Here is a 24139-nt window from a genome sequence, read left to right as displayed (position 1 = left end):
CTCGGCCAGCGCCCACACGAATTACTTGGTCAACTTTTTAAAGAGCGTTTGAGCTGCTGCTCAATCAAGGTGGCGTATTCTACATCGTTTCGCCGCCTTGTCAACCGTTTATTTTCAGTGATTTGCTTTCTTTCGAAAGCCACCAAATCCAACCGGCTTACTGCTTAATCGAGGCGCGCATTCTACACCGAACCGCCACCTTGTCAACCACTTTATGAAGAATTTGTTAAACCATTTTCTTCAACACTTTCAAGTGGTTACTTCCAGTTCGTTCCGCTTGTCAGCGGCTTGTCCCTCAGAAGTGGTGCGCATTCTACAGCCCTCAGGAATTCTGTCAACGACCTTTCTCGATTTATTTTCAACTCTTCGGTTTCCACCTATCTGACTGCTTAGATTACAACCGAAACGCTCAAAAATCACCCAAAAAACACACAAGGCGACTCTTTCCAATAATAAACCACGGCTAGAGCGAGACCTTAACAGCTTTAGCCGCTTCGCCCGCCGTTTTACGAGCTTCCTCTATAGAGGTACCAAGCGCCAAAGCCACCCCCATTCGCCGGCGACCTTGCAGTTCGGGCTTGCCGAACAGCCGAAGCTGGGTATCAGGCTTTGCCAGCGCGTCATCCAACCCTTCATACACGACGTCAGCAGAATCCCCTTCCGGAAGAATGACGGCAGACGCACTCGGTCCATTCTGTCGAATCCCAGGAATCGGCAGACCAAGAATGGCCCGCGCATGAATGGCAAATTCAGACAGGTCCTGAGAAATGAGCGTTACCAACCCGGTGTCGTGCGGGCGTGGGGATACCTCTGAAAACCAAACGTCATCGCCACGAACAAATAACTCAACACCATAGATGCCGTATCCACCAAGATCTTCAACCACCGCCCTGGCAATTTCCTTTGATCGCTCAAGCGCGCGATCCTGCATAGGTTGTGGCTGCCAGGACTCCCGATAATCGCCATCCTCCTGACAATGACCGATCGGCGCACAGAAAGTCACTCCACTTTTATGTCTGACCGTAAGCAAAGTGATCTCGTAGTCAAAGTCGACGAAACCCTCAACAATCACCCTTCCCTTACCGGCCCTGCCGCCACTCTGGGCGTATTCCCAGGCCCCGTCCACATCAGCTTCTGCCCGGACCATACTCTGGCCCTTACCCGACGAACTCATCACAGGCTTCACCACCACAGGAAAGCCTATCTCACGTACGGCCTGCAGATACTCCTCACGAGTCCCCGCAAACCGATACGGGGAAGTGGGAAGCCCAAGCTCTTCTGCAGCCAGGCGGCGAATCCCTTCCCGGTTCATCGTGAGATTCACGGCACGCGCTGTCGGTATGACCTGATAGCCCTCGTTCTCCAACTCGACCAATTCCTGAGTCGCAATCGCTTCAATTTCAGGAACGATGAGGTTAGGACGCTCCAGCTCTACGACCTTTCTCAACGCCTCAGGGTCCAGCATATCAACAACGTGTGAACGGTGAGCCACCTGCATAGCCGGAGCATCCGCATATCGATCAACCGCAATCACTTCAACCCCAAACCGCTGGAGCTCTATAACCACTTCTTTACCTAACTCTCCGGAGCCACAAAAAAGCACTCGGAATGCGCTGGCTTTAAGAGGGGTCCCCACCCTCACTCGGGTATCAGAATTCTTTGTCATTTTATAAAGCCACCTTCTGTTCCCTGATTGCTACCTGTTTCAAAACGCTTCTGCGCTCTTCATCCGTCATTTGAGTCCAACGGAGAATTTCATCTCCCGTACGATGACAGCCTATGCAGACATCGTTTTCATCCAACGCGCAAACACTTACACAAGGAGAGCGCACCCGGTCCGCCCTCCTCATTCTGACTCCGGCTCACAAGACCTGAACCCCTGACTGTAACGCGCCGCATTCTGTACATAATGGGCCGCACTCATTTCCAGCATCTTCTTCTGACTCTCATTCAGTTGGCGCTTGATTTTGCCCGGAGCTCCGACAACCATCGACCCATCGGGGATTTCCATCCCTTCCGGGATAAGCGTATTCGCCCCAATCAGGCAGTGCTTTCCGATTCTGGCTCCATTCAGCACCACAGCATTGATACCTATCAATGAGTAGTCACCAACTTCACATCCATGAAGCATCGCCTTATGCCCAACAGTCACTCCCCGCCCAATAGTCATCGGGAACCCGGAATCCGTGTGCAATACGGTGCCATCCTGGACATTGGATTCGGGACCAATCGTAATCAGTTCGTTATCACCACGAATCACTACGTTGTACCAGAGACTGCTTTTTTCCAGCAGCCGGACATTGCCGATAACAGTCGCGTTGTGGGCAACAAACTGATCATCACCAATCAACCTGGGGCGTATACCATCCAACTCGTAATACATGTCACTCTCCTTGAGGGGGTTCGAGAAGATCAATACCGGCATCGTACACGGCGTTAAGAAAGTCGACCAGAACCACCGCTGACAACCCCCAAATCTGATATCGCTCCCAACGGTAGCAAGGCACATAGAAGGTATGATTCAGGAAACTCAGTGCATCTGTGCGTTCTCGCCGGTCTTCCAGAAAATAGGCAATCGGGACCCGGAACACGCTTTCGATTTCATCAGGATTAGGCTCGACCGGGTGATCCTCCGGAACCAAACCAACATAAGGTGTGACCAGGATGCCGTAACGGGACATAACCTGACTCAACGGTGCAACCACTTCAACCTGCTCCGGCGGTAACCCTATCTCCTCGTGGGTTTCCCGAAGCGCTGTCGCAATGAGAGAGGTGTCTTCCGGGTCGCGCTTGCCACCCGGGTACGACACCTGCCCCCGGTGAGTTTTCAGATTGGCAGACCTCAGCGTAAAGATCATCTCAGGGTCTGCTTCATTGTCGGTAACCGGCACCAGGATACCGGCTTCCGGATAATCCAGCGCCAACTGCTTTGGGGCATAGCTGGATAATTTTTCAAACAATAGATCGCGCACGGGTTACTCCGATAGCATCCCGACATTGAATGAGACATGGACCGCCGGGATGGTTAAACTGATGACCAACGCTCTCAGTATACGGGGAAAATAATGAAGTATTGCAGCACATGCGGCCATCCGGTCGAACAGCGAATTCCGGAAGGTGATAACCGCCACCGCTACGTCTGTGTCAGCTGCGAAACCATACACTACCAGAACCCCAAAATTGTGGCGGGGACCGTACCCGTCTGGGAAGGCCGGATTCTGCTTTGTCGCCGGGCCATCGAACCCCGCTATGGCTATTGGACGCTGCCTGCAGGATTTATGGAGAACGCCGAAACCACCGTCGAAGCGGCGGCACGCGAAACCCGGGAAGAAGCGCTGGCAGAAGTGAACATCGACGGCCTTTACTCCATCATCGACGTGCCTCACATCAACCAGGTACATATGTTTTACCGGGCCAGCCTGATCGATGGCCAATTTGGCGCCGGAGAGGAATCTCTGGAATCCAGGCTCTTCGCCCCCAAAGAAATCCCCTGGGATGAAATCTCCTTCCCAACCGTGCGCAAGACCCTTGAACTCTTCCTGGCAGACCTGGAAAGCACTCAGTTCGGCGTACATGTCAGCGACATCCGCCACGCTCTGGGTAAACCGACTCGCCAGTGAAGCCCCGTTACCCGATAGCCTCCAACCGAATGACCTCGTAGGCCGGCTCTTCGTAGGGGTGCGCCTGTTTGAGTGCGTGAAGCGCATCCCGAATCAAAGCATCCTGACAGACCAACTCCACCTTATACTCACGCACGACCTCCAATTGCCCCTGCTGCCCCAGAAAGGGAGTACTGCCTGTCAGCGGCCGAAACTGCCCCTGACCTTCGCATTGCCAGGCACAGGAGTCGTAATCCCCTAATTTCCCTGCTCCGACATCAAATAACGCCTGTTTGGTTTGCTCAAGATGACTCTCCGGCACGAAGTAACAGATTTTATACACAACCACCCCTCCCCTTGATCAACCTTTGCTCACCAATGAAGTTTTCAAAGTTACCCACAGATTCTGTGGATAACTCTGGGGAAAGTTCTGGGGAATCGCCCCCCAGCCCCCATCATTACTGGCCTCAACTCAAATTGCCGACATTTTCACCCGCAATTTTATTTTCTTATGTTTCAATGAGTTGCGAACCAAGATCAAAATACAAACGGAATTCTCGCGAGTTGTTCACAGAACAACCAGAGCCACCACAAAAATGTGCATAAAGTTCTTTAGTCAAGTCCGGAATTGCAGTTTTTCAACATTATTTTTGCATCAGAGCTACTGTCAGCCCGCACTGAGACGTTCTTACACACAATAAAAAACCGGCCCCAATGCTCCGCTGTTGTCAACGAAACCTGAAGGCCGGCTTTTCTGGCAGGTCAATAACGCCTCAGCGAATCAACCAAACCACTTTCTGGCATTACGGAACATACGCAGCCACGGACCATCCTCTTGCCAGCCATCCGGCCGCCAGGAATGCTGAACTGCACGGAACACCCTTTCCGGGTGTGGCATCATGATCGTAACCCGGCCATCCCGAGAGGTGATGCCTGTAATCCCAGACTCAGAGCCGTTAGGGTTGTACGGGTAACGGGTTGTCACCTCGCCACGGTTGTCGACGTATCGCAGAGCGATCAACTCACTCTCTGCCAATGCCTTGGCTGAATTGCCCGGGGCAAACTCAATCCGCCCTTCGCCATGAGCCACCGCAATCGGCATACGGGAACCTGCCATGCCTTCGAGGAAGGCAGACGGCGACGGCGCCACCTCAACCATGACAAATCGTGCTTCAAACTGTTCAGACTGATTGCGTACAAAGCGGGGCCAGCCTTCACTGCCAGGAATCAGCTCATGAAGGTTCGACAACATCTGACAACCGTTACACACGCCAAGAGCCAACGTATCCTGACGATTGAAAAATGCTGCAAACTGATCACGAACCCGGTCGTTAAACAGGATCGACTTCGCCCATCCCTCGCCGGCACCCAGCACATCTCCATACGAGAACCCGCCACAAGCCACCAGGCTCTGGAAGGAATCAAGACTGACCCGGCCAGAAAGCAAGTCACTCATGTGAACATCAGTGGCTTCGAACCCGGCACGGTCAAACGCCGCAGCCATCTCTACCTGGCCGTTAACACCCTGCTCCCTGAGCACAGCAACCCTGGGCCGCTTACCCGTATTGACGAAAGGCGCAGCGATATCTTCATTAACGTCGAACGTCAGCTCAGCGCCCAGCCCCGGATCACCCTCATCCAGCAGGCTGTCGAACTCTTCCTGGGCACAATCGGCGTTATCCCTCAGTGATTGAATGCGATAGCTGGTCTCTGCCCACAACCGCTGCAGGTCTGTGCGAGACTCATCAAGTACCGACTCGCCTGCAAACAACAGCCTGACCCGATCTTTATCATTCAGGGTACCAACCACACTCGTATGGTCACCAAGACCGGCTCCAGAGAACTGCTGCAACACAAAATCGGTATCCGCTCGGCGAACCTGGATAACCGCACCGAGCTCTTCATTGAAAAGCTCCCGGGCAAACTGGGTTTCATCTTCAGCCAGGCCATCGAGCCTGATATCGACGCCGGTTCTTCCGGCGAAGCTCATCTCAGCCAGAGTGACGAACAACCCACCATCCGACCGATCATGATAAGCCAGCAGCTTTCCGTCAGCATTCAACCCCTGGATAACGGCAAAAAATGCCTTGATGTCTTCAGGATCGTCCAGATCGGGCGCAACCGCACCAACCTGGCGATACACCTGAGCCAATGCAGACCCGCCCAGGCGGTTCTGGCCTGCCGCCAGGTCCACAAGGATCAGATCCGTTTCGCCAGCATCCGAGCGCAGCTGAGGGGTCTGGGTGCGGGCAACGTCCGTCACTGGCGCAAAGCCACTGACAATCAGCGACAACGGTGCCGTGACACTCTTCTGCTCACCGTTATCTTCTTCCCACGCCGTTTTCATGGACATAGAGTCCTTACCAACGGGGATGGTGATGCCCAAAGCCGGACAAAGCTCCATACCGACAGCCCGCACCGTCTCGTAAAGATTCTCATCTTCACCAGGGTGCCCGGCCGCCGCCATCCAGTTTGCCGACAACCGGATATCCGACAATTTGGCAATCGGCGCAGCTGCCAGGTTGGTAATAGCTTCTCCAACAGCCATGCGGCCAGAGGCTGGCGCATCAATCACAGCGATCGGAGTCCGCTCGCCCATGGCCATGGCCTCGCCCGCCCGCACATCAAACGAGGCAGCCGTGACAGCCACATCACTGACCGGTACCTGCCAGGGCCCGACCATCTGGTCCCGGGCAACAAGACCTGTAATGGTACGGTCGCCAATGGTGATCAGGAAGTTTTTAGAGCCAACAGAAGGCAGGCGCAGAATCCGGCGAACGGCATCGTGCAGGTCGATCTTCGTCGAATCAAAGATCGGCTTGGTGAAAGATGACCGGGTGACGCTGCGATGCATGCGCGGCGGCTTACCGAACAGGACCTCCATGGGAAGGTCGACAGGCTTATCATTAAAGTAGGAATCGCCTAATTCCAGGTGATGATCTTCGATCGCCTCACCAATAACGGCATACGGGCAACGCTCCCGGCGACACAAGGCATCAAACAGATCAAGGTTTTCCGGCGCCACTGCCATGACGTAACGTTCCTGGGATTCGTTACACCAGATTTCCAGAGGAGACATACCGGGCTCATCACTGGGAATATCCCGCAATTCAAACTTGCCTCCCCGACCGCCATCTTTAACCAGCTCAGGCATGGCATTGGACAAACCACCAGCGCCAACATCGTGGATAAAACAGATCGGGTTGTTGTCGCCCATTTGCCAGCAGCGATCAATCACCTCCTGGCAGCGACGTTCCATTTCCGGGTTGTCCCGCTGAACAGACGCGAAGTCAAGGTTTTCGTGACTGGAGCCGGAATCCATGGAGGACGCTGCGCCGCCCCCAAGACCGATCAACATCGAAGGCCCACCCAGCACAATCAGCTTTGCTCCGACCGGAATATTGCCTTTCTCGACATGCTGTTCACGGATGTTACCCAAGCCACCAGCGATCATGATCGGCTTGTGGTAGCCCCGAACTTCTTCACCCGCTACCCCGGATACCTTTTCCTCAAACGTTCTGAAATAGCCCGCCAGATTAGGCCGACCGAATTCGTTGTTGAAAGCCGCACCACCAATAGGACCTTCAATCATGATATCTAGCGCAGACGCAATCCGGTCCGGCTTGCCATAACCGATTTCCCAAGGTTGCTCGTCACCTGGAATATTCAGGTTCGACACGGTAAAGCCTGCAAGCCCGGCCTTTGGTTTAGACCCTCGCCCGGTTGCGCCTTCATCCCGGATTTCACCACCGGAACCGGTTGCCGCGCCCGAGAACGGAGAAATGGCCGTCGGATGGTTGTGGGTCTCCACCTTCATCAGGATATGAACCGGCTCACGGTTGTAACCGTAGACCCCGGTGTCCGGATCCGGGAAGAAGCGGCCCGCCTCGCTGCCGGCAATCACAGAGGCATTGTCTTTATAGGCAGACAACACGCCCTCACTGTTCATTTCGAAGGTATTGCGAATCATCGCAAACAGCGATTTCTCCTGCCCTTCTCCATCAATATCCCAGGAAGCATTGAAAATCTTATGTCGACAGTGCTCAGAGTTTGCCTGCGCAAACATCATCAACTCAACGTCGGTAGGGTCACGTTCTAGGCCAACGAAAGAGCTAACCAGATAATCGATCTCGTCATCGGCCAGCGCCAGGCCCAGCCGGGCATTGGCTTCCACAAGGGCTTCCCGGCCACCAGCAAGCACCGGAACCCGTCCAAGCGAGCGAGGCTCTTCATGACTGAATAGCAGCTCTGCACCGCCCATCTCATGGAACACTTTCTGGGTCATCCGGTCATGAAGCACTGCTGCGATCTGCTCGCGCTGCTCAAGGCCAAGCTTTTTGCCGGCTCTGACGTAATAGGCGATGCCCCGCTCTATTCTTCGGATCTGTCTTAGTCCGCAGTTGCGGGCAATGTCGGTTGCCTTGCTGGACCAGGGAGAAAGCGTGCCTGGCCGCGGAACCACAAGGAACAGAATGCCATCAGGTTCTTCCACCTGAACGCTTGGACCGTAGGTCAGCAGCCGGTCCAGAATGGCCTGTTCCGAATCGGAAAGGTCCGCATCTAGATCCACAAAGTGCATGAACTCGGCATACACATGTTCTACACCCGGCACCATTTCCTGTATACGGGAATGCAGTTTGCGGGAACGAAAAGGCGAGAGCGCTGGCGCGCCGCGAAGCTCAAGCATGATATCAACCTGTATCGCGCGAATCGGGGGACGTCTGAAAGGCCGCCATGATACTTGAAACCGATCGCAGGTTACAGCGCCAGCTGGACTCTTTCGATAATGTAAAATTGACATTCTTTTGCACAGCAATTGGCCACAATAATTGACCATCTGCTGTTCAGCAGGGATCATTGGATTCAGGCATGGATGGCAATGAGCGTTAACCGCAGGATCCCGGGAGCGGTTTCCCAAAGGTTCCTGAGCATTGGGCTTTTAGTGGAGAGAAGGGATTTGTCACGATTTATCAGCACATTCCGAAGCAACAGTGCGCGTCTGACACTGGTACTGGCCGTTGTTCTCGCCACCGGTTGCACAAGGCCTACCACCCTTCAGGAAATCCGGGATGAAGGCGTTCTTCATGTCATCACCCGGGTCGCACCCTCCATCTATTATCAGGACCAGGACCTGGATACCGGCTACGACTACGAACTCGCCAGACTGTTTGCTGACGAGCTGGGCGTTGAACTACGCGTTCGCGTTGCCGAAGACAATTCAGAAATTCTTTCCGTACTTTCCAGAAACTACGCACACATCGGCCTTGCCGGGCTGACGAAGCGTCCAGACCTTGAGGGCGCCTATTATACCCTTCCGATTGGCGTAACCGCACAGTCCGTCATTGTCTATAACAAAGAGGTGCCCGCTCCCGAATCTCTGGACGATCTGGCTTCCGAAACAATGCACATGCTGGCCGACAGCAATCATGAACATCTGATCGCGGATGCCACTGACGATCAGGCACCGCTGATCGAAAAGCACCCTGGCCTGGATGCGGCCGGACTGCTGGCAAGGGTGGAGAGCGGCGAATTCAGCTACGCGGTCATAGCATCCAATGAACTCGACCTCAATCACGTATTTTTCCCAAAGGTGTATGAAGCCTTCGCTCTGAACGAACCGAGCGATCTTGTCTGGCTTTTCCCCGGCGCTCAGGACGACAGCCTGGTCAACGCAGCCTCGGTCTTCATGGAGCGGGTCAGGAACAACGGAACCATGGCTCAGCTTGCCGAACGTTTCTACGGGCATCTGGACCGACTCACTTACGTCGGAGCCCGAACGTTCATGCACCACGTTGAAAACCGGCTGCCGCGATACCAGTCACTGTTCCGGGATTACGCGGAAGCGTCTGGCATGGACTGGCGGCTACTGGCAGCCATCGGTTATCAGGAATCGCACTGGCGCCCTAACGCCGTGTCCCCCACTGGCGTGCGCGGCTTGATGATGCTGACCCGAACCACCGCCAATTACATCGGCATCAATAACCGACTGGATGCCGAGGAGAGTATAGAGGGTGGCGCACGATATTTCCGGATGGTGCATGGCCGTATTCCAGAGCGGATACCTGAGCCAGACCGCACCTGGTTTGCGCTGGCTTCATACAACGTCGGTTTTGGTCACCTTGAGGATGCAAGGCGCCTCGCTGAGTCAGCCGGCAAAAACCCTGACCGATGGATGGACGTAAAGGAATTCCTGCCCTTACTGGCCCAGAAAGAATGGTATTCAAAAACCCGCTTCGGCTATGCCCGCGGCAACGAGCCGGTAGTTTACGTGCAGAACATACGGCGATACTACGACGTTCTCGTCCGAGTGACGGCGCCAGACTCTCCGGCTCCGTCAGAGCCTGAAAGCGAACTAGCCTGGCTTGAAGACAACCCGGAGGCCTCCGTCGGCGAACCACAAACGGATTTCCGGGCAGAGCTACCTCCCGAGTTACAACTGATCCCACCAACACTCTGACGCCTCAAAAAGCGTCCGGGAGCGACACCAGCGCATACTCTGAGTGTGATGCCGAGAATCCACGTCGCGCCAGAAACCTGGCCTGACGGGCTTTTTCCGGCAGATCTCCATCAAGCCTTCCCAACCCGAAGCGCTTTTCGCGGGCCCGGGCGGCTTTTTGACACCATTCATCCTCGGTCACCAAAGAGAGGCATACTGGCACCTCCTTCACTCCGCGCTGCTGCAACTCGGCCAGAATTCTCAGGGGCCCGTACCCTGCCTCTATCCGCTGGCGCGCGTAGATATCAGCGAACCGATCATCATCCAGCCAGCCCTCACGCTCATAGTCATCAAGTACAGACTCAATCACATCCGTCTCAAGATGCCTCTGCCTCAGCTTGAGCGTGAGCTCATAGCGACTGTGTTCCCGGCGTGCCAAAAGCCGAAGGGCCGCAGAACGAGCCAGGTATTCCGGGTCAGCGTGTTTTTGATCTTTTGCCATACAGGCCCTTTCCGCCACGACTTGCAAAACGATAGACTTAGCATCCCGGGACAATCCCCGGCAGTACATACTACCCGGACCAGACTGAGGCCGGGCCGGAAGGCGGACACTCTGCCGTCACCGCAAACTGGTTGCAATCCCAAGGATACCTTTATATGGCTGCATTCATTCAGAAGTTGTTCAGAAACCGAAAAACCGTCTCCCAAGAGCGCCCGAAGGCAGCCAGAAAACAGGAAAATGACCAGCCCTCGGAAGAGGACAAAAAGCAGCTACAACGACAACAACAAGAAAAACTGCTCAACTCCGACCCATCTCAGCCGGCACTCGCCAAGCTGGCCATAGAGGGTATGACATCGGCACTCCGCCTGGAAGCCGCCAGAAAGCTTCAGCAGGAAGACCTGTTGCAAGAAGTTCTTAAACAGGCCAAAGGCCGTGACAAAGGCGTCTATCAAACCGCCAAACAGTCGTTACAGCAGCTAAAAGATCAGCAAGCCAAAGAAAAAGCGGTTAAAAACCGTATCGCAGAGCTGGTCCGCCAGGCACAGGATCAGGCGAAAAGCGAGGACACCAAACTGTTCGAGGCGCGACTGACTTCCGTTCAGGACAGTTGGCAAACCGTTGAGGAGCAGGCCACCCCCGAACAGACACAACAGTTTCTGGAAGCCGTCCACCAAATCCGCGAGCGCCTGAAACAGTTCAAAGAAGACCAAGCGGAAGAGCAACGCCACCTGGAGCAAAAGTGCCAAAGGGACGAAACACTTGAACTTCTGCAACAGACCCTGGCCCAGCTCAAGTCTGCAGACGCCTCGGGGCTCCCTTCAGAATCCGCCCTCGATGCATTGCAGAAAACCCAAGAGAACCGGTGGCTGGAAGCCACTCGGGAAACCCAGGTCGACAAGCAGGAACAAAAGCGGTACGAGCAGAGCATGCTGGCCTTGCGCAATTATCTGGCCGCCGTCAGGCGACTCAATAACGTTCTGCCCCAGATAACAGAACTGAATGGTGGTTCAACAGACGCCCCTCAGCAATTGGTAAACGCGTTACTGGCCGAAGTCGCGTGGCCAAAGGAATTCCCCTTACCCGAACCACTCTCAGGCCTGCAAGCACTGGCCGGCAAACCCAAACCCCAAACGCCCTCATCTGCCGACCATGAGCAACAGAAAATGAGCACTGAGGCACTGGAGTCGACACTCCCCAAGCTGGAGGCCGCTCTGGAAGCTAGGCAGTTCAAGGAATCCCGCCAACTTCTGAAGGTTGCTCAGGGGCAGTTTCAGGCGCTGGACCAGCGCCACCGAAAAGGCTTCCAGGCCCGAATGCAACTGCTGGCTGGCCAGTTCCGGGAGCTCAGCGACTGGCAAGGCTTCGCCACCGCACCGAAACAACAGTCGCTCTGTGAGCAAATGGAGTATCTTGCCGATCAACCCATAGAGCCCGAGGCCAAGGCTGAGCGGATCAAGGAATTGCAGAACGAATGGCGAGAACTCGGTGGTTCATCGGACCGGTCCCTGTGGAATAGGTTCAAGGCCGCCTCAGACCAGGCCTACGAGCCCTGCAAAGCCTACTTCGAGGCAAAATCCGACCTGAAACAGGCGAACCTCCAGAAACGCGCTGCCATCTGCGAAGAGCTTGAGCACTTTCTACAACACGCCGACTGGACAAACATCGACTGGAAAGGAGCAGAACGGATTCATCAGACCGCCCGCCAGGAATGGAAAGCTGCCTGGCCTGTGGACTTCCGCGACAATCGTCAGATGCAGAAACGATTCGATGACCTGCTGAAACAACTTGAGCGGCCTCTGGATGAAGAACGACTCCGGAACGAAACCGCCAAGCAGTCGATCGTCGAACGCGCCCAGTCTCTGATCAACCATGAACCGCTGCAGGAGGCGATGGACCAGGCCAAAGCGCTTCAGACTGAGTGGAAAACGGTAGGTATTACCCGCCATCGCGAAGACCGCAAGCTCTGGCAAGCCTTTCGTAAAGCCTGTGACCAGATTTTTGAACGCAGAGAGGCCCAGCGCTCGGCCCAGCAACAAGCAAGCAATGAGGCCGACGAGGCCGCCCGCGCAGCTCTTGAAAACTATCAAAGCCTGGGCACAGAGGTTGATGAGGCTACCCTTGAAGAGGCGAAAAGTGCATTAAAGCGCCTCGCCGACAGCCCTTTGTCCCGCCCCGTTCGCGAGGAGGTTCAGAGCCTTCGCCAGCATCTGGCGAGCCTTGGCCAGCGCCGGAAACTGACCGCCAGGCTTGAGAGCTGGAAAAGCCTGATTACCAACCGCGTCTCAGGCTCTCTGTCTTCAGAACAGACACCACCGGCCTGGCAGAAACTCGCTGCAGACGCAGAACCGCTTTCCGGGCGAGACCTGGTCATTCGGGCCGAGATTCTCTCGGGCAAAGAGACCCCGGATGCCGACCAGGGGCGCCGAATGGAGATTCAGGTTCAGCGTCTGGCCGAAGGCCTGGGTGGCGGTGACAACAGCACGCCGGAACAAGAACTGGAAAGGCTGATCGCCATCTGGTGTCTGCATCCGGCTATTGATGACGTGCACACGGAACACGCCGAGCGACTCGCTCAGGCACTCGAAACCCACCTGCATCGGTAGCATCAACTCCTCTGATGTTCCCGAACAAACTCCCTGGCCTGTTTTACGGCGGCCAGGGAGTTCGCTTTCATCTCTTTCAGCTCTTCATCAGCCAGGTAAAACATCATGTCAATGGTGTGCCGATAGTACCTCGCCGGCAATCGATTCAACGCAACGCACATGACGTCGGTCAGGAAATCAGCGGTATCTGACGCTTCCCGGGTTGCATCAATCGCATCCTGTACAAGCCTTTCGTAAAAATTGTCAATGGCATCTCTCAGAGACATGACCGCACCTGCCTGAAGTTTCTGCCGCACCTGTTCTAAAGATAGAAGCCGCATCGGCCCATGTCATGGGAACTGAGCAATTTCGCCAATGGGATTGGCAACGCCAGTCATTCCCCGAGGCTACACTGAGCGGCTATGGTTATCACTCCTTGAAAACAGGCCCGGACAACAATCAGAGGAATCCACATGAGCACCGAGGCGTATATTTTCGACGCGGTCCGCACCCCCCGTGGTCGCGGCAAGAAAGACGGATCGTTACACAGCGTCAAACCCATCACCCTGCTGACAACCGTCCTCAACGCCCTTCAACAACGTAACCAGCTTGACACAGCCCAGGTTGATGACATTGTCATGGGGTGTGTAACCGCCGTAGGCGACCAGGGAGCCGATATCGCCAAGACAGCGGCTCTGGCCGCAGACTGGGACGAAAAAGTCGCTGGCGTTACGCTTAACCGGTTCTGCGCATCAGGCCTTGAAGCCGTCAACCTCGCGGCCATGAAGGTCCGCTCGGGCTGGGAAGACCTCGTGGTGGCCGGGGGTGTCGAGGCGATGTCGCGGGTCCCGATGGGGTCAGACGGTGGTGCCTGGGCAACTGACCCCGAAACCAACCTTCACACTGGTTTTATGCCTCAGGGCATCGGTGCGGACCTGATCGCAACTCTGGAAGGCTTCACCCGGGAAGATGTTGATCGCTTTGCGGTCCAGTCCCAGCAGAAAGCAGCAAACGCCTGGGAAAATGGCTACTTCACCAAGTCAGTTGTTCCGGTAACCGACCAGAACGGCGTGGTCATCCTTGATCGTGATGAGCATGTACGGGGCAATACAACCGTGGAGTCTCTGTCTGGCCTGAAGCCTTCCTTTCAGATGATGGGCGAAATGGGATTTGATGGCGTCGCCCGTGAGAAATATCACTACGTGGAGAAGATCAACCACGTGCATCACGCAGGCAATTCCTCTGGAATTGTTGACGGCGCTACCGCCATGCTGATTGGCAGCGAAGCCAAAGGAAAGGAACTGGGGCTGAAGCCCAGGGCTCGTATTGTCGCGACCGCTGTCACCAGCACCGACCCCACCATCATGCTCACGGGGCCCGCACCTGCAGCCCGCAAGGCGCTGGAAAAGGCCGGCATGACCGCCGGACAAATCGACCTGTTTGAAGTGAATGAAGCCTTTGCCTCTGTCGTAATGCGATTCCAGAAAGAGCTCTCTGTCCCGGATGAAAAGGTTAACGTAAACGGTGGTTCCATTGCCATGGGGCACCCTCTGGGCGCGACCGGGGCCATGATACTGGGCACCCTGCTGGATGAGCTGGAGCGCCGACAGTTGCGCTACGGCCTTGCCACCTTGTGTGTCGGTGGCGGCATGGGCATTGCGACGATCATTGAGCGCGTCTGAACCCACTATCAAGCATAAAGGAATCCACCATGAGTGCCATTGTATACGACCTCGGTTCAGATCAGATCCTGACCCTCACTATCGACATGCCCGGCCAGTCTGCCAACACGATGAACAACGAATTCCGTAGCGCCCTGACAGACACGGTCAACCGGGTCAGAGGCGATCTGGACAACATAAAAGGTATTATTATTGCCTCCGCCAAGAAGACCTTCTTTGCCGGCGGAGACCTGAACGAGCTTCACACCGTCACCCGCGAGCAGGCCCAGGCATTCGAGGACATGGTCAACGACCTGAAAGCCGATATGCGCGCCCTGGAAACCTGTGGCAAGCCAGTCGTTGCAGCCCTCAACGGCACCGCTCTGGGGGGCGGCCTCGAACTCGCGTTGGCATGCCATTATCGGATAGCCCTGGACGATGACCGCACGCAACTGGGATTGCCCGAAGTAACCCTGGGGCTGCTACCGGGAGGCGGTGGTACCCAGCGCTTACCCCGAATGATTGGCCTGGAAGCGGCATTCCCATTTCTGATGGAAGGCAAAAAAATCACCCCGAAGACCGCCCTCAAAGCCGGTATCGTCGACGAACTGGCCAGTTCGGCTACCGATATGATGGCCAAGGCGCGAGCCTTTATTGATGCCAACCCTGCCTGTCGGCAACCGTGGGACCAGAAAGGGTTCAAACTTCCCGGCGGGGCGCCTCACCACCCTGCCATGGCCCAGAAACTGGCCATTGCACCTGCCATGCTGAAACAAAAAACCAAAGGCTGTTACCCGGCGCCTGAACGAATCCTGGCAGCCGCCGTGGAAGGCACTCAGGTAGACTTCGACAACGGCAGCCTTATCGAGACCCGTTACTTTGCCGAGCTGGTTACCGGGCAGGTTGCCAAGAACATGACCGGCACCTTCTGGTTCCAGCTCAACGCCATCAAAGCAGGAGGTAGCCGCCCTGGCGGCGTCGACAAAGAAACATTCCGGAAAGTCGGGGTTCTGGGCGCAGGTATGATGGGTGCGGGTATCGCCTACTCCACGGCCAGCCGCGGAGTAAACGTGGTACTCAAAGACGTCTCAATGGAGAATGCCGAAAAAGGCAAACACTACTCCGAACAGTTACTGGCCAAAAAAGTCAGCCGGGGCCGAATGACCGAAGCACAGCGAGACGAAATCCTGGGCCGGATAACCCCCACCGCATCGGCCGAAGACCTCAGTGGCTGCGACCTGATTATCGAGGCGGTCTTCGAGGACAGCGAACTGAAAGCCAGCGTCACCCGGGAAGCTGAGCTCCGCATGGCCGCAAATGGCATCTTTGCCTCCAATACGTCCACCATCCCCATCACGCAACTGGCTGAGGCTTCCGCCAAACCGGACCACTTTATCGGCCTGCATTTCTTCTCCCCTGTCGACAAGATGCAGCTGGTGGAAATTATTGTCGGTGAGAAAACCTCCGATGAGACGCTGGCCCGGGCTTTTGACTACGTACAACAAATCGGAAAGATTCCCATCGTAGTCAATGACAGCCGTGGATTCTTCACATCCCGGGTGTTTGGAACCTTTGTAAACGAGGGCATCAGCATGCTGGCTGAGGGCATTCACCCCGCCAGCATCGAAAACGCGGGGGTGCTGGCCGGCATGCCCGTAGGCCCTCTGGCCATTTCGGACGAAGTCAGCCTGACCCTGATGCAACACATTCGCGCCCAGAGCAAAAAAGACACCGAAGCTATGGGAGGTGCATGGACCCCTCACCCGGCCGAGGCCGTCATCGACGCTATGGTGAATACCCACAATCGTAAAGGTAAAGCCGCTGGTGCCGGTTTCTATGAGTACCCGGATAAAGGCAAGAAATACCTTTGGCCTGAGCTGGAAAGCCGGTTTGTGGATCAGACCAGGGCCCGCAATGTGCAACTACAGGATCTGAAAGACCGTATCCTGTTCATTCAGGCCATTGAGACGATTCGTTGCCTGGAAGAAGGTGTTCTCAGAACGGTCGAAGACGCCAACATCGGCAGCATCTTCGGCATTGGTTACGCCCCCTGGACTGGCGGCGCCATCCAGTTCGTGAATCAATATGGTGTCCGGGCGTTTGCGGAACGGGCCCGGGAACTGGCCCAGCAGTATGGCGAGCGTTTTACCCCGCCCTCCTTACTGATGCAGAAAGCAGAACGCAACGAAACGTTCGCCTGACTCTGTCGGCCGGAGGTTAATACCTCCGGCCCGCCCCCTTTTATATCCCTCCTATCGGCCCCATCTAAACCTTCAGGCCGACACGTATATGGACATATTGTCACGAAGCGATACGCCTACCCTATGGCAACAGGTGTAGCGGTTGCCTACAATAAATTGAACAGTCACGGGTATTTGGGCGGTGCGCTCAAAAGGATTGCCCAGCAGCTTCAGGTATGCATTTATGACTATCGCGGAAAAATCCTTGCAGCGTCGTTCCCTGTCTTCCTTTACCCGGAAAGCAGGCGCCGTTACGGCTCTGACTCTGGGCTTACTCGTCTCAGGCGCTTACGCCAAGATTGACGACTCCGCCAGATACGAGCCCGTTGCCCCCACAATCGATCAGGCCCGGGCCAACATCCTGATCGCGCGGCAACTTCAGTTCACACATTTCCGCAATCTCGGCATCAGCGACCAATTGTCCGGCGATGTGTTTGATGCCTATCTGAACTATCTGGACAGCCAACGCGTTTACCTGACCCAGAAAGACATCGATGCGCTCTCCGGAGTCAGGAAACATCTGGGGTCGGCCCTTAAAACCGGGCAGCTTCAACCCGGTTTCGATATTTACAACCTGGTCCAGCAACGTGTCATTGATCGCCTGAAGTTCGCTCTGGGCGTAATCGACAATGGCCTGGACCAACTGGACTTCAGCGCCGACGACAAGATCCGGGTGGATCGTTCAGAATCCCCCTGGGAGGCAGACGCCGAAGCTCTCGATGAACTGTGGACCAAACGCATTAAAAATGCCGTGCTCGCACAGCGCCTGAACGGCGCCGAAGATGAAGCCATCGAAGAAACCCTTCGCCGGCGTTACGAAGGTCAGCTTAAACGGGCCTACCAGGCGCGCAGTGAAGACGCCTTCCAGGCCTACATGAATGCATTCACTGGAATGTGGGATCCACATACCTCCTATTTCTCGCCTCGCACCTCCGAGAATTTCAACATCAACATGAGTCTCTCCCTGGAAGGGATTGGCGCAGTTCTTCAATCGGACAATGAGTACACCAAAGTGGTTCGCCTGGTGCCTGGTGGCCCGGCGTCAAAACAAGGCCAGCTGCAACCGGCTGACCGTATTGTGTCCGTTACCCAGGAAAACGAGGAGCCCGTCAACGTGATTGGCTGGCGCCTGGATGAAGTTGTTGATCTGATTCGGGGACCACGTAACTCAAGCGTTACCCTGGAAGTCATTCCGGCCAACGCAAGCGACGAAACCATCACACGAGCCATTTCGATCAAAAGAGATGAAGTGAAGCTGGAAGAACAGAGCGCCAGCAAAGATGTGATCGAACTGGAGCGACAGGGGGAAACCTATCGGATTGGTGTGATCAACATTCCGACCTTTTACGCGGATTTTCAGGCCATGCAGGCGGGAGACCCCAACTACAAGAGCACCACCCGCGACGTCCGGAAGCTGATCAGCGAGCTTAAAACCGACGGTGTGGACGGGGTGGTGATGGATCTGAGAAACAACGGCGGGGGCGCCTTGCACGAAGCCAACGATCTGGTCGGTTTGTTTATCGATGAAGGCCCCACGGTGCAAATCCGCAACGCCAACAACGATGTGCAGGTACTTGCGGATGAAGACCCGTCCGTGGTCTACGACGGGCCGCTGGTTGTTCTGGTCAACCGGATGAGTGCCTCGGCATCGGAAATATTTGCCGGCGCGATTCAGGACTACGGTCGCGGCCTGGTGGTTGGCTCGCAGACCTTCGGTAAAGGAACCGTGCAGGCGGTTCGCCCACTGAACCACGGGCAACTGAAAATCACCCAATCCAAGTTTTATCGGGTCTCCGGCGGCTCAACCCAGCACAAAGGGGTGATACCGGACATCGAGATCCCTTCACGGATTGACAAGACCCGAATCGGCGAAGATGCCCTCGACCACGCCTTGCCGTGGGATCAGATCGAATCCGTGCCCCATACCCGCTACTTCGACTTCACTGGCGTGATTGACGAATTGAGGGAACGCCACGCAGATCGGTTCGCGACCAACCCGGAGTTCAAACTGCTCCAACAGGAGATCGAGTTCCTGAACGGACAGCGGGAAATGGATTACGTCAGCCTGAATGTGGATAAGCGCAAGAGCCAGCATAGCCAGATAGAGCAGACGCGACTGACCATCGCCAATGCCCGACGGGCTCTGAAAGGAGAAGAACCGTTTGAAGACCTCGAAGCACTGGAAGACTGGCAGGATCAACAGGCAGCTGACCTGGATAACACCGATGATGAGCTGGACTTTGTCATTCAGGAAGGCGGCCACATCATGGCCGACCTCCTGGAACTTGACCAGCGCACGGCCTCTATCCTGATACCAACGCAGTTTGCAGTGAAAGCCGAGGCGCCCTGAATCGTGGCTCAGCAGGCGCCCCGGGAGACCCGTGACGGCACACAACAGCGGGCTCGTGTCTTCCGGGATATGTTACTGGACGCCCTGCATGCCATGTACTCCATGGATGAGGCCGAAGAACTGGCCTCCCCCGGCCCGAAAGAAAAAACGTCTGACAGTGTTCTGGAACGCATTGCCGGGCTGACCGGCTCAGCCCTCCGGCTGGGTGCAAAAGCAACAGACACATCCCTGCGGGTGGGTCGGGCACTGATTAACTCTCAAGACCAGTTAAGAGCCATGCTCACCGCAGGCCAGTCCCTGAAAGACATCCGGGAAGTGGCCGGGCTCACACTCTCTGAAATGAGCGAGGCTCTCAACCTCAAAGACAAGTCTCTGCTTGAGGCCATCGAAAACGGCACTGCCACGCTGTCGTTTGAGCTCATACTCCGGCTGGCAGCTCTGGTGGCCCGTAACGACCCTATCCCATTCATCATGCGCACGACCCGCAACTACAACCCGGAAGTGTGGCAGATTCTGAATGACTGGGGCGTTGGCAGAATCCCCTTGCAATTCGAACGAGAGCGGGAGTTTATTAACATTTTCCGGCGGCATGATGACGCCCGCAACCTCTCAGACGACGGGTTCCGAAAAGTTCTGGAGTTCACCCGACAGAGCTTTGAAATGTCCCTGCATTTTATTGAGCAACAGGAAAAGGAAGTGGCCGAACTGAAGGCCGGCCTGCAGCAGTCCGAGGCAGAGCCGGACAAACCGGCTCCGAACCGAAAGCTCAGGTAAACAAAGCCCGCATGCCGGTGAGATCAGGGTTACGCACGGCCCCTTTCTCCGTCACAATCGCATCGATCAGGCCGGCAGGGGTAACGTCAAACACCGGGTTAAACACCGGCACACCCACTGGTGCCAAGGGCATTCCCCGCAATTCCAGAAGCTCGCTCCCATCCCGTTCCTCTATCGGAATCTCCTTCCCTGAGGCCAAAGACATATCCACGGTACTGGAGGGCGCTACCACCATAAAACCGACCTTGTGATGACGCGCCAGGACCGCCAGATTATACGTCCCGATTTTATTTGCGACGTCGCCATTTGCCGTTATACGGTCTGCGCCCACAACGATCCATTTTACCTTACCGGCAGCCAGGATGGCCGCCGCCGCGCCATCGACATTCAGCGTGACAGGGATTTCATCCCGGGTCAGCTCCCAGGCCGTCAGCCGACTGCCCTGCAACCATGGCCGGGTCTCATCGGCGTAGACGCGGTCAAGTAGCGATTCTTCATGAAGACGCCGAATCACCCCCAGAGCTGTGCCATACCCACCGGTGGCAAGTGCCCCGGTATTGCAATGGGTCAGTACCGCTATTGGATTATCCGGGCGCATGACATCCAGAGCGTGCCCCGCCATGGCAAGGTTGGCCGCGAGGTCCTCCTCGTGCAAGCGAACCGCCTCAACCGCCAGCCGATCCGCTGCGTCGTTCAGTGAGTGACACGAGTGAAAAACCTGTTCCATGCGCTTCAGCGCCCAGAACAGATTGACCGCCGTTGGCCGGGATGCTGCCAGCACCCGAATCGCTTGCCTGATCTCGGCCTGCCAATCACCGCCTCCGGCATGACGGGCCGCCAATGCGACGCCATAGGCCGCACTGATTCCGATCGCTGGTGCGCCCCGCACCACCATATCGGTAATGCATTGAGCCACCGCAGACGCTCCATCCGCGACAATCCAGTGCTCTTCAGCCGGAAGCCGTCGCTGATCTAGCAATTCCAACCTGTCACCATGCCAACGCATGGCAACGGTCCCAACAGAACGTTTGGACGGTCGATTCGACATAGAAAACTCCGTGCCTAAAGAAAAGCTGCGAGTATAGCCCTATCAAACCAGATTGACCGCCCCGTTTTGAAGAGGCTTGACCAATGTCCGGAAAATAGACCCCGGTGAACGCTGCCGGGGTAGTTCTGCCCCACGCCGCTGGTTATACTTGCCCATTGGATTTTCAGGCACCTGTAGTGCCCTTAACCCTCAAGGCAGGTCAATGACGGCAGACACCATCACCACAGCCGACACCCGGATCAATGCCCGTTGGCTGATCCCGGTTGAACCCTTTGGCGTCGTTCTTGAGCACCAGGCGATCATACTTCAGGGCAGCCGCATTCTGGCCATCGTTCCCCAGACCGAGGCTGACCATCACTACCGCACCCGGGAAACCCTGACGCTGGATCAGCACGTCGTTCTCCCCGGGCTGATCAACCTCCACGGCCACACGGCCATGTCACTGTTCCGGGGGCTGGCAGACGACCTTCCCCTGATGACCTGGCTTAACGACCACATATGGCCAGCGGAGGGCAAATTTGTCAGCGAGCAGTTTGTGACCGACGGCACCCGGCTGGCAATGGCCGAGATGCTTAGAACCGGCACAACTACCTTCTCTGACATGTATTTCTTCCCGGAGATTTCCGCGCAGGCGGCTCACGACACCGGGATGCGTGCCCAGATCTGTTTTCCGCTAATGGATATGCCCACCGTGTGGGGTTCCGGGCCAGAAGAATATCTTAACAAAGGTGCAGAGCTGATCCGGCAATGGCAACAGGACGACTACGTCATGCCGGCCATTGGCCCACATGCCCCTTACACCGTATCAGACGGGCCACTGAGATCAGCGGTAGCGCTCGCCGAAGACACTGGCGCAGCGGTACAGATCCACCTCCATGAAACCGCCTTTGAAGTGGCCGACGCCCTCAAAAACACCGGCAAACGTCCGCTGGCGCGGATGGCAGAGCTGGGGGTGCTGAGCAGCAACACCCAGTGTGTGCATATGACTCAGGTTGACGAATCCGATCTGCTCTTGCTGAAACAGACGGGAGCTCACGTCGTCCATTGCCCGGAATCCAACCTGAAGCTGGCCAGCGGCTTTTGTCCGGTCCAGAAAATACTCGACCACGACATCAACGTCACCATCGGGACCGATGGAGCCGCCAGCAACAACGATCTGGACCTGTTCGGCGAGCTGAAAACCGCTGCGATGGTCGCCAAGGCCGTGGCCAACGATGCCGCGGCACTGTCTGCCCACCGGGCCCTTGAGATGGCAACACTGAGGGGGGCCAAAGCGTTAGGCAGAGATCAGGAGATCGGGTCTTTGGTTGCCGGCAAACTGGCCGACCTGATTGCCGTCGACCTCAGTGACCCCTACCTTCAACCCGTCTATGACCCTGCCTCTCATCTGGTTTACAGCAACCACGGCCGGGCGGTAAGCCACAGCTGGATTCATGGCGTACCACAATTACAGGACGGCATACTTACCCGCATTGATGTACCAGACCTGGTACTGAGGGTAAACGAATGGCGCAAACAGATTCTCAGCTGATTATCCGGAGTACTTCCCATCATGAGCAACCAGAACGTAGACCAGAATGAGATCGCCAAATTCGAGGCGCTCGCCAGCCGCTGGTGGGACCCAACCAGTGAGTTCAAGCCCCTGCACGACATCAATCCCCTCCGGCTGAATTACATTGATGAACGAGTCGCACTGGCCGGCAAGCGAGTGCTTGATGTTGGCTGCGGTGGAGGATTGTTGTCCGAAGGCATGGCATTGCGGGGGGCTCACGTGACCGGGATAGACATGGGTGAGGCCCCGTTGTCGGTCGCAAAACTACATGGGCTGGAATCCGGGGTGAAGGTTGACTACCGGCAGACCACCATTGAGGAACTGGCCCGAGACCCTGAGCACGCAGGCCAGTACGATGTCGTCACCTGCCTGGAAATGCTGGAACATGTTCCAGACCCAGCCTCCGTCATTCGCGCCTGCGCCAGCATGTTGCGGCCTGGCGGCCATATGTTTGTGTCGACCATCAACCGCAACCCGAAGTCCTTCCTGTTTGCAATTGTCGGAGCAGAATACGTACTCAACATGCTGCCCAAGGGTACCCATGAGTGGAAGAAGTTCATTCGCCCGTCAGAAATGTCGGACCATCTTCGCCACGCCGGGCTGGACATTCGTGAACTCACGGGCATGACCTACAACCCCATCACCAAAGCCTACAAGCTGGGCCGCGATGTGGATGTCAATTACCTGATGCATGCCCGAGATGCCCGTGAAAACTGATCGCTCCCCAGACGCAGTGCTGTTTGATCTGGACGGCACTCTGATCGATACCGCACCGGATTTCATCCGATGCCTGAACGCACTCCGCGCTCAACACGGGCTCACTCACCTGCCACCGGAAGAGATCCGGCGTTCCGTATCCAACGGAGCCAGAGCTATGATCCGGGTCGGTTTTGGACTGGAACCAGAACACGAGGGCTATGCAGAAAAACACACGGCCTTCCTCGACCTGTATGAGGCAGGTGTCGCTGTTGAGACAACCCTGTTTAATGGCATGGAGTCGCTCCTCATAAACCTCGAAAACCAGGGGATTCCCTGGGGCATTGTGACCAATAAGCCCGCTCGTTTCGCAGAACCGTTAATCAAGGCTCTGGGGCTGGCTCAACGTTGTGCCATTCTGGTCTGCCCGGACCACGTTACCGAACGAAAACCGCATCCTGAATCGCTCCTCCTTGCCTGCCGGGCGCTTCAGGCAGAGCCGGGCAACGCCATCTATGTGGGGGACCACGAACGGGATATCGAGGCTGGCCGCAATGCCGGAATGCACACCATCGCAGTGCGCTATGGCTACATCGAACAACCGGAGTCGGTTGATCTGTGGCAAGCCGACGTTGTCGTCGATACCGTCAGCGATCTGGCAAAGCTGTTACAATAACGCCCAATCATTTTTCGCCGGCC

The 24139-nt window shown here is 56.1% G+C and carries 19 protein-coding genes; 10 read left to right on the top strand and 9 right to left on the bottom strand.

Annotated features, from left to right (window positions below):
- Positions 1-463 precede the first annotated feature (463 nt).
- From purT to K325_RS0117920, 4 genes are read right to left on the bottom strand one after another with little or no spacing between them, the layout of a single operon-like run.
- Positions 464-1666, bottom strand: a complete 1203-nt coding sequence (gene purT / locus K325_RS0117930; protein WP_029655639.1) for a formate-dependent phosphoribosylglycinamide formyltransferase — start codon at positions 1664-1666, stop codon at positions 464-466.
- A 1-nt stretch (position 1667) separates the two neighbouring features.
- Positions 1668-1850, bottom strand: coding sequence for a DUF1289 domain-containing protein (locus K325_RS18160; RefSeq protein ID WP_036193806.1), 183 nt, complete (start codon positions 1848-1850; stop codon positions 1668-1670).
- A complete protein-coding gene (locus tag K325_RS0117925; protein WP_029655638.1) occupies positions 1847-2383 on the bottom strand; it encodes a gamma carbonic anhydrase family protein in 537 nt (178 codons plus the stop codon). Before K325_RS0117925 ends, K325_RS18160 begins: the two co-directional genes overlap by 4 nt.
- Before the next feature lies 1 nt (position 2384).
- Entirely contained in the window at positions 2385-2972 is a 588-nt protein-coding gene (locus tag K325_RS0117920) for a CoA pyrophosphatase (RefSeq protein WP_029655637.1), read from the bottom strand.
- 93 nt (positions 2973-3065) lie between these two features.
- On the opposite strand from K325_RS0117920, the gene K325_RS0117915 reads away from it, so the two are divergent.
- Positions 3066-3620, top strand: coding sequence for an NUDIX hydrolase (locus tag K325_RS0117915; protein WP_029655636.1), 555 nt, complete (start codon positions 3066-3068; stop codon positions 3618-3620).
- A gap of 7 nt (positions 3621-3627) precedes the next feature.
- Here the strand turns inward: K325_RS0117915 and K325_RS0117910 are convergent, their stop codons facing one another.
- Positions 3628-3942 carry a YqfO family protein gene (locus K325_RS0117910; RefSeq protein WP_029655635.1) on the bottom strand — a complete coding sequence of 105 codons (315 nt, stop codon included), beginning with the start codon at positions 3940-3942 and terminating at the stop codon, positions 3628-3630.
- Positions 3943-4380: 438 nt separating this feature from the next.
- Positions 4381-8286, bottom strand: coding sequence for a phosphoribosylformylglycinamidine synthase (purL, locus tag K325_RS0117905; protein ID WP_029655634.1), 3906 nt, complete (start codon positions 8284-8286; stop codon positions 4381-4383).
- 270 nt (positions 8287-8556) lie between these two features.
- Between purL and mltF the strand changes: the two genes are divergently transcribed.
- Positions 8557-10056, top strand: coding sequence for a membrane-bound lytic murein transglycosylase MltF (mltF, locus tag K325_RS0117900; protein WP_029655633.1), 1500 nt, complete (start codon positions 8557-8559; stop codon positions 10054-10056).
- 4 nt (positions 10057-10060) lie between these two features.
- Here mltF and K325_RS0117895 read toward each other — a convergent pair whose 3' ends face one another.
- Positions 10061-10537 (bottom strand): regulatory protein RecX, encoded by a 477-nt coding sequence (locus tag K325_RS0117895; RefSeq protein ID WP_029655632.1) that lies wholly within the window; start codon positions 10535-10537, stop codon positions 10061-10063.
- Between the two features lie 155 nt (positions 10538-10692).
- Here K325_RS0117895 and K325_RS0117890 point away from each other — a divergent pair, with 155 nt between their 5' ends.
- On the top strand, positions 10693-13140 hold the full coding sequence (locus K325_RS0117890; RefSeq protein ID WP_029655631.1) for a DUF349 domain-containing protein: 2448 nt from the start codon (positions 10693-10695) through the stop codon (positions 13138-13140).
- A 2-nt stretch (positions 13141-13142) separates the two neighbouring features.
- Here the strand turns inward: K325_RS0117890 and K325_RS0117885 are convergent, their stop codons facing one another.
- Positions 13143-13406, bottom strand: coding sequence for a late competence development ComFB family protein (locus tag K325_RS0117885; protein WP_029655630.1), 264 nt, complete (start codon positions 13404-13406; stop codon positions 13143-13145).
- A gap of 186 nt (positions 13407-13592) precedes the next feature.
- Between K325_RS0117885 and K325_RS0117880 the strand changes: the two genes are divergently transcribed.
- The 4 genes from K325_RS0117880 to K325_RS0117865 all read left to right on the top strand — a co-directional run bounded on the left by K325_RS0117880 (position 13593) and on the right by K325_RS0117865 (position 20144).
- Entirely contained in the window at positions 13593-14801 is a 1209-nt protein-coding gene (locus tag K325_RS0117880; protein WP_029655629.1) for an acetyl-CoA C-acetyltransferase, read from the top strand.
- Between the two features lie 29 nt (positions 14802-14830).
- Positions 14831-16981, top strand: a complete 2151-nt coding sequence (locus tag K325_RS0117875; RefSeq protein WP_029655628.1) for a 3-hydroxyacyl-CoA dehydrogenase NAD-binding domain-containing protein — start codon at positions 14831-14833, stop codon at positions 16979-16981.
- 223 nt (positions 16982-17204) lie between these two features.
- Complete coding sequence (locus K325_RS0117870) at positions 17205-19370, top strand: carboxy terminal-processing peptidase (protein ID WP_029655627.1); 2166 nt, start codon at positions 17205-17207, stop codon at positions 19368-19370.
- 3 nt (positions 19371-19373) lie between these two features.
- A complete protein-coding gene (locus K325_RS0117865; protein WP_029655626.1) occupies positions 19374-20144 on the top strand; it encodes a helix-turn-helix domain-containing protein in 771 nt (256 codons plus the stop codon).
- On the opposite strand, the gene mtnA is transcribed toward K325_RS0117865, so the two are convergent.
- Positions 20137-21192 (bottom strand): S-methyl-5-thioribose-1-phosphate isomerase, encoded by a 1056-nt coding sequence (mtnA, locus tag K325_RS0117860; RefSeq protein ID WP_029655625.1) that lies wholly within the window; start codon positions 21190-21192, stop codon positions 20137-20139. The genes K325_RS0117865 and mtnA overlap by 8 nt on opposite strands.
- 202 nt (positions 21193-21394) lie before the next feature.
- Between mtnA and K325_RS0117855 the strand changes: the two genes are divergently transcribed.
- Genes K325_RS0117855 through gph form a run of 3 tightly spaced genes read left to right on the top strand, consistent with a single transcriptional unit; the run spans position 21395 to position 24116 of the window.
- Entirely contained in the window at positions 21395-22723 is a 1329-nt protein-coding gene (locus K325_RS0117855) for a TRZ/ATZ family hydrolase (RefSeq protein ID WP_029655624.1), read from the top strand.
- A gap of 21 nt (positions 22724-22744) precedes the next feature.
- Complete coding sequence (gene ubiG, locus K325_RS0117850; protein ID WP_029655623.1) at positions 22745-23461, top strand: bifunctional 2-polyprenyl-6-hydroxyphenol methylase/3-demethylubiquinol 3-O-methyltransferase UbiG; 717 nt, start codon at positions 22745-22747, stop codon at positions 23459-23461.
- Positions 23451-24116, top strand: a complete 666-nt coding sequence (gene gph, locus K325_RS0117845) for a phosphoglycolate phosphatase (protein WP_211218175.1) — start codon at positions 23451-23453, stop codon at positions 24114-24116. The genes ubiG and gph overlap by 11 nt, the downstream gene beginning before the upstream one ends.
- The last annotated feature ends 23 nt before the right edge of the window (positions 24117-24139 follow it).

This window comes from Marinobacter daepoensis DSM 16072 (genome assembly GCF_000421165.1).
GTDB classification, from domain to species: domain Bacteria; phylum Pseudomonadota; class Gammaproteobacteria; order Pseudomonadales; family Oleiphilaceae; genus Marinobacter; species Marinobacter daepoensis.
The sequence above is the reverse complement of the archived record's forward strand: the minus strand, read 5'-3'. Positions and strand labels throughout refer to the sequence as shown.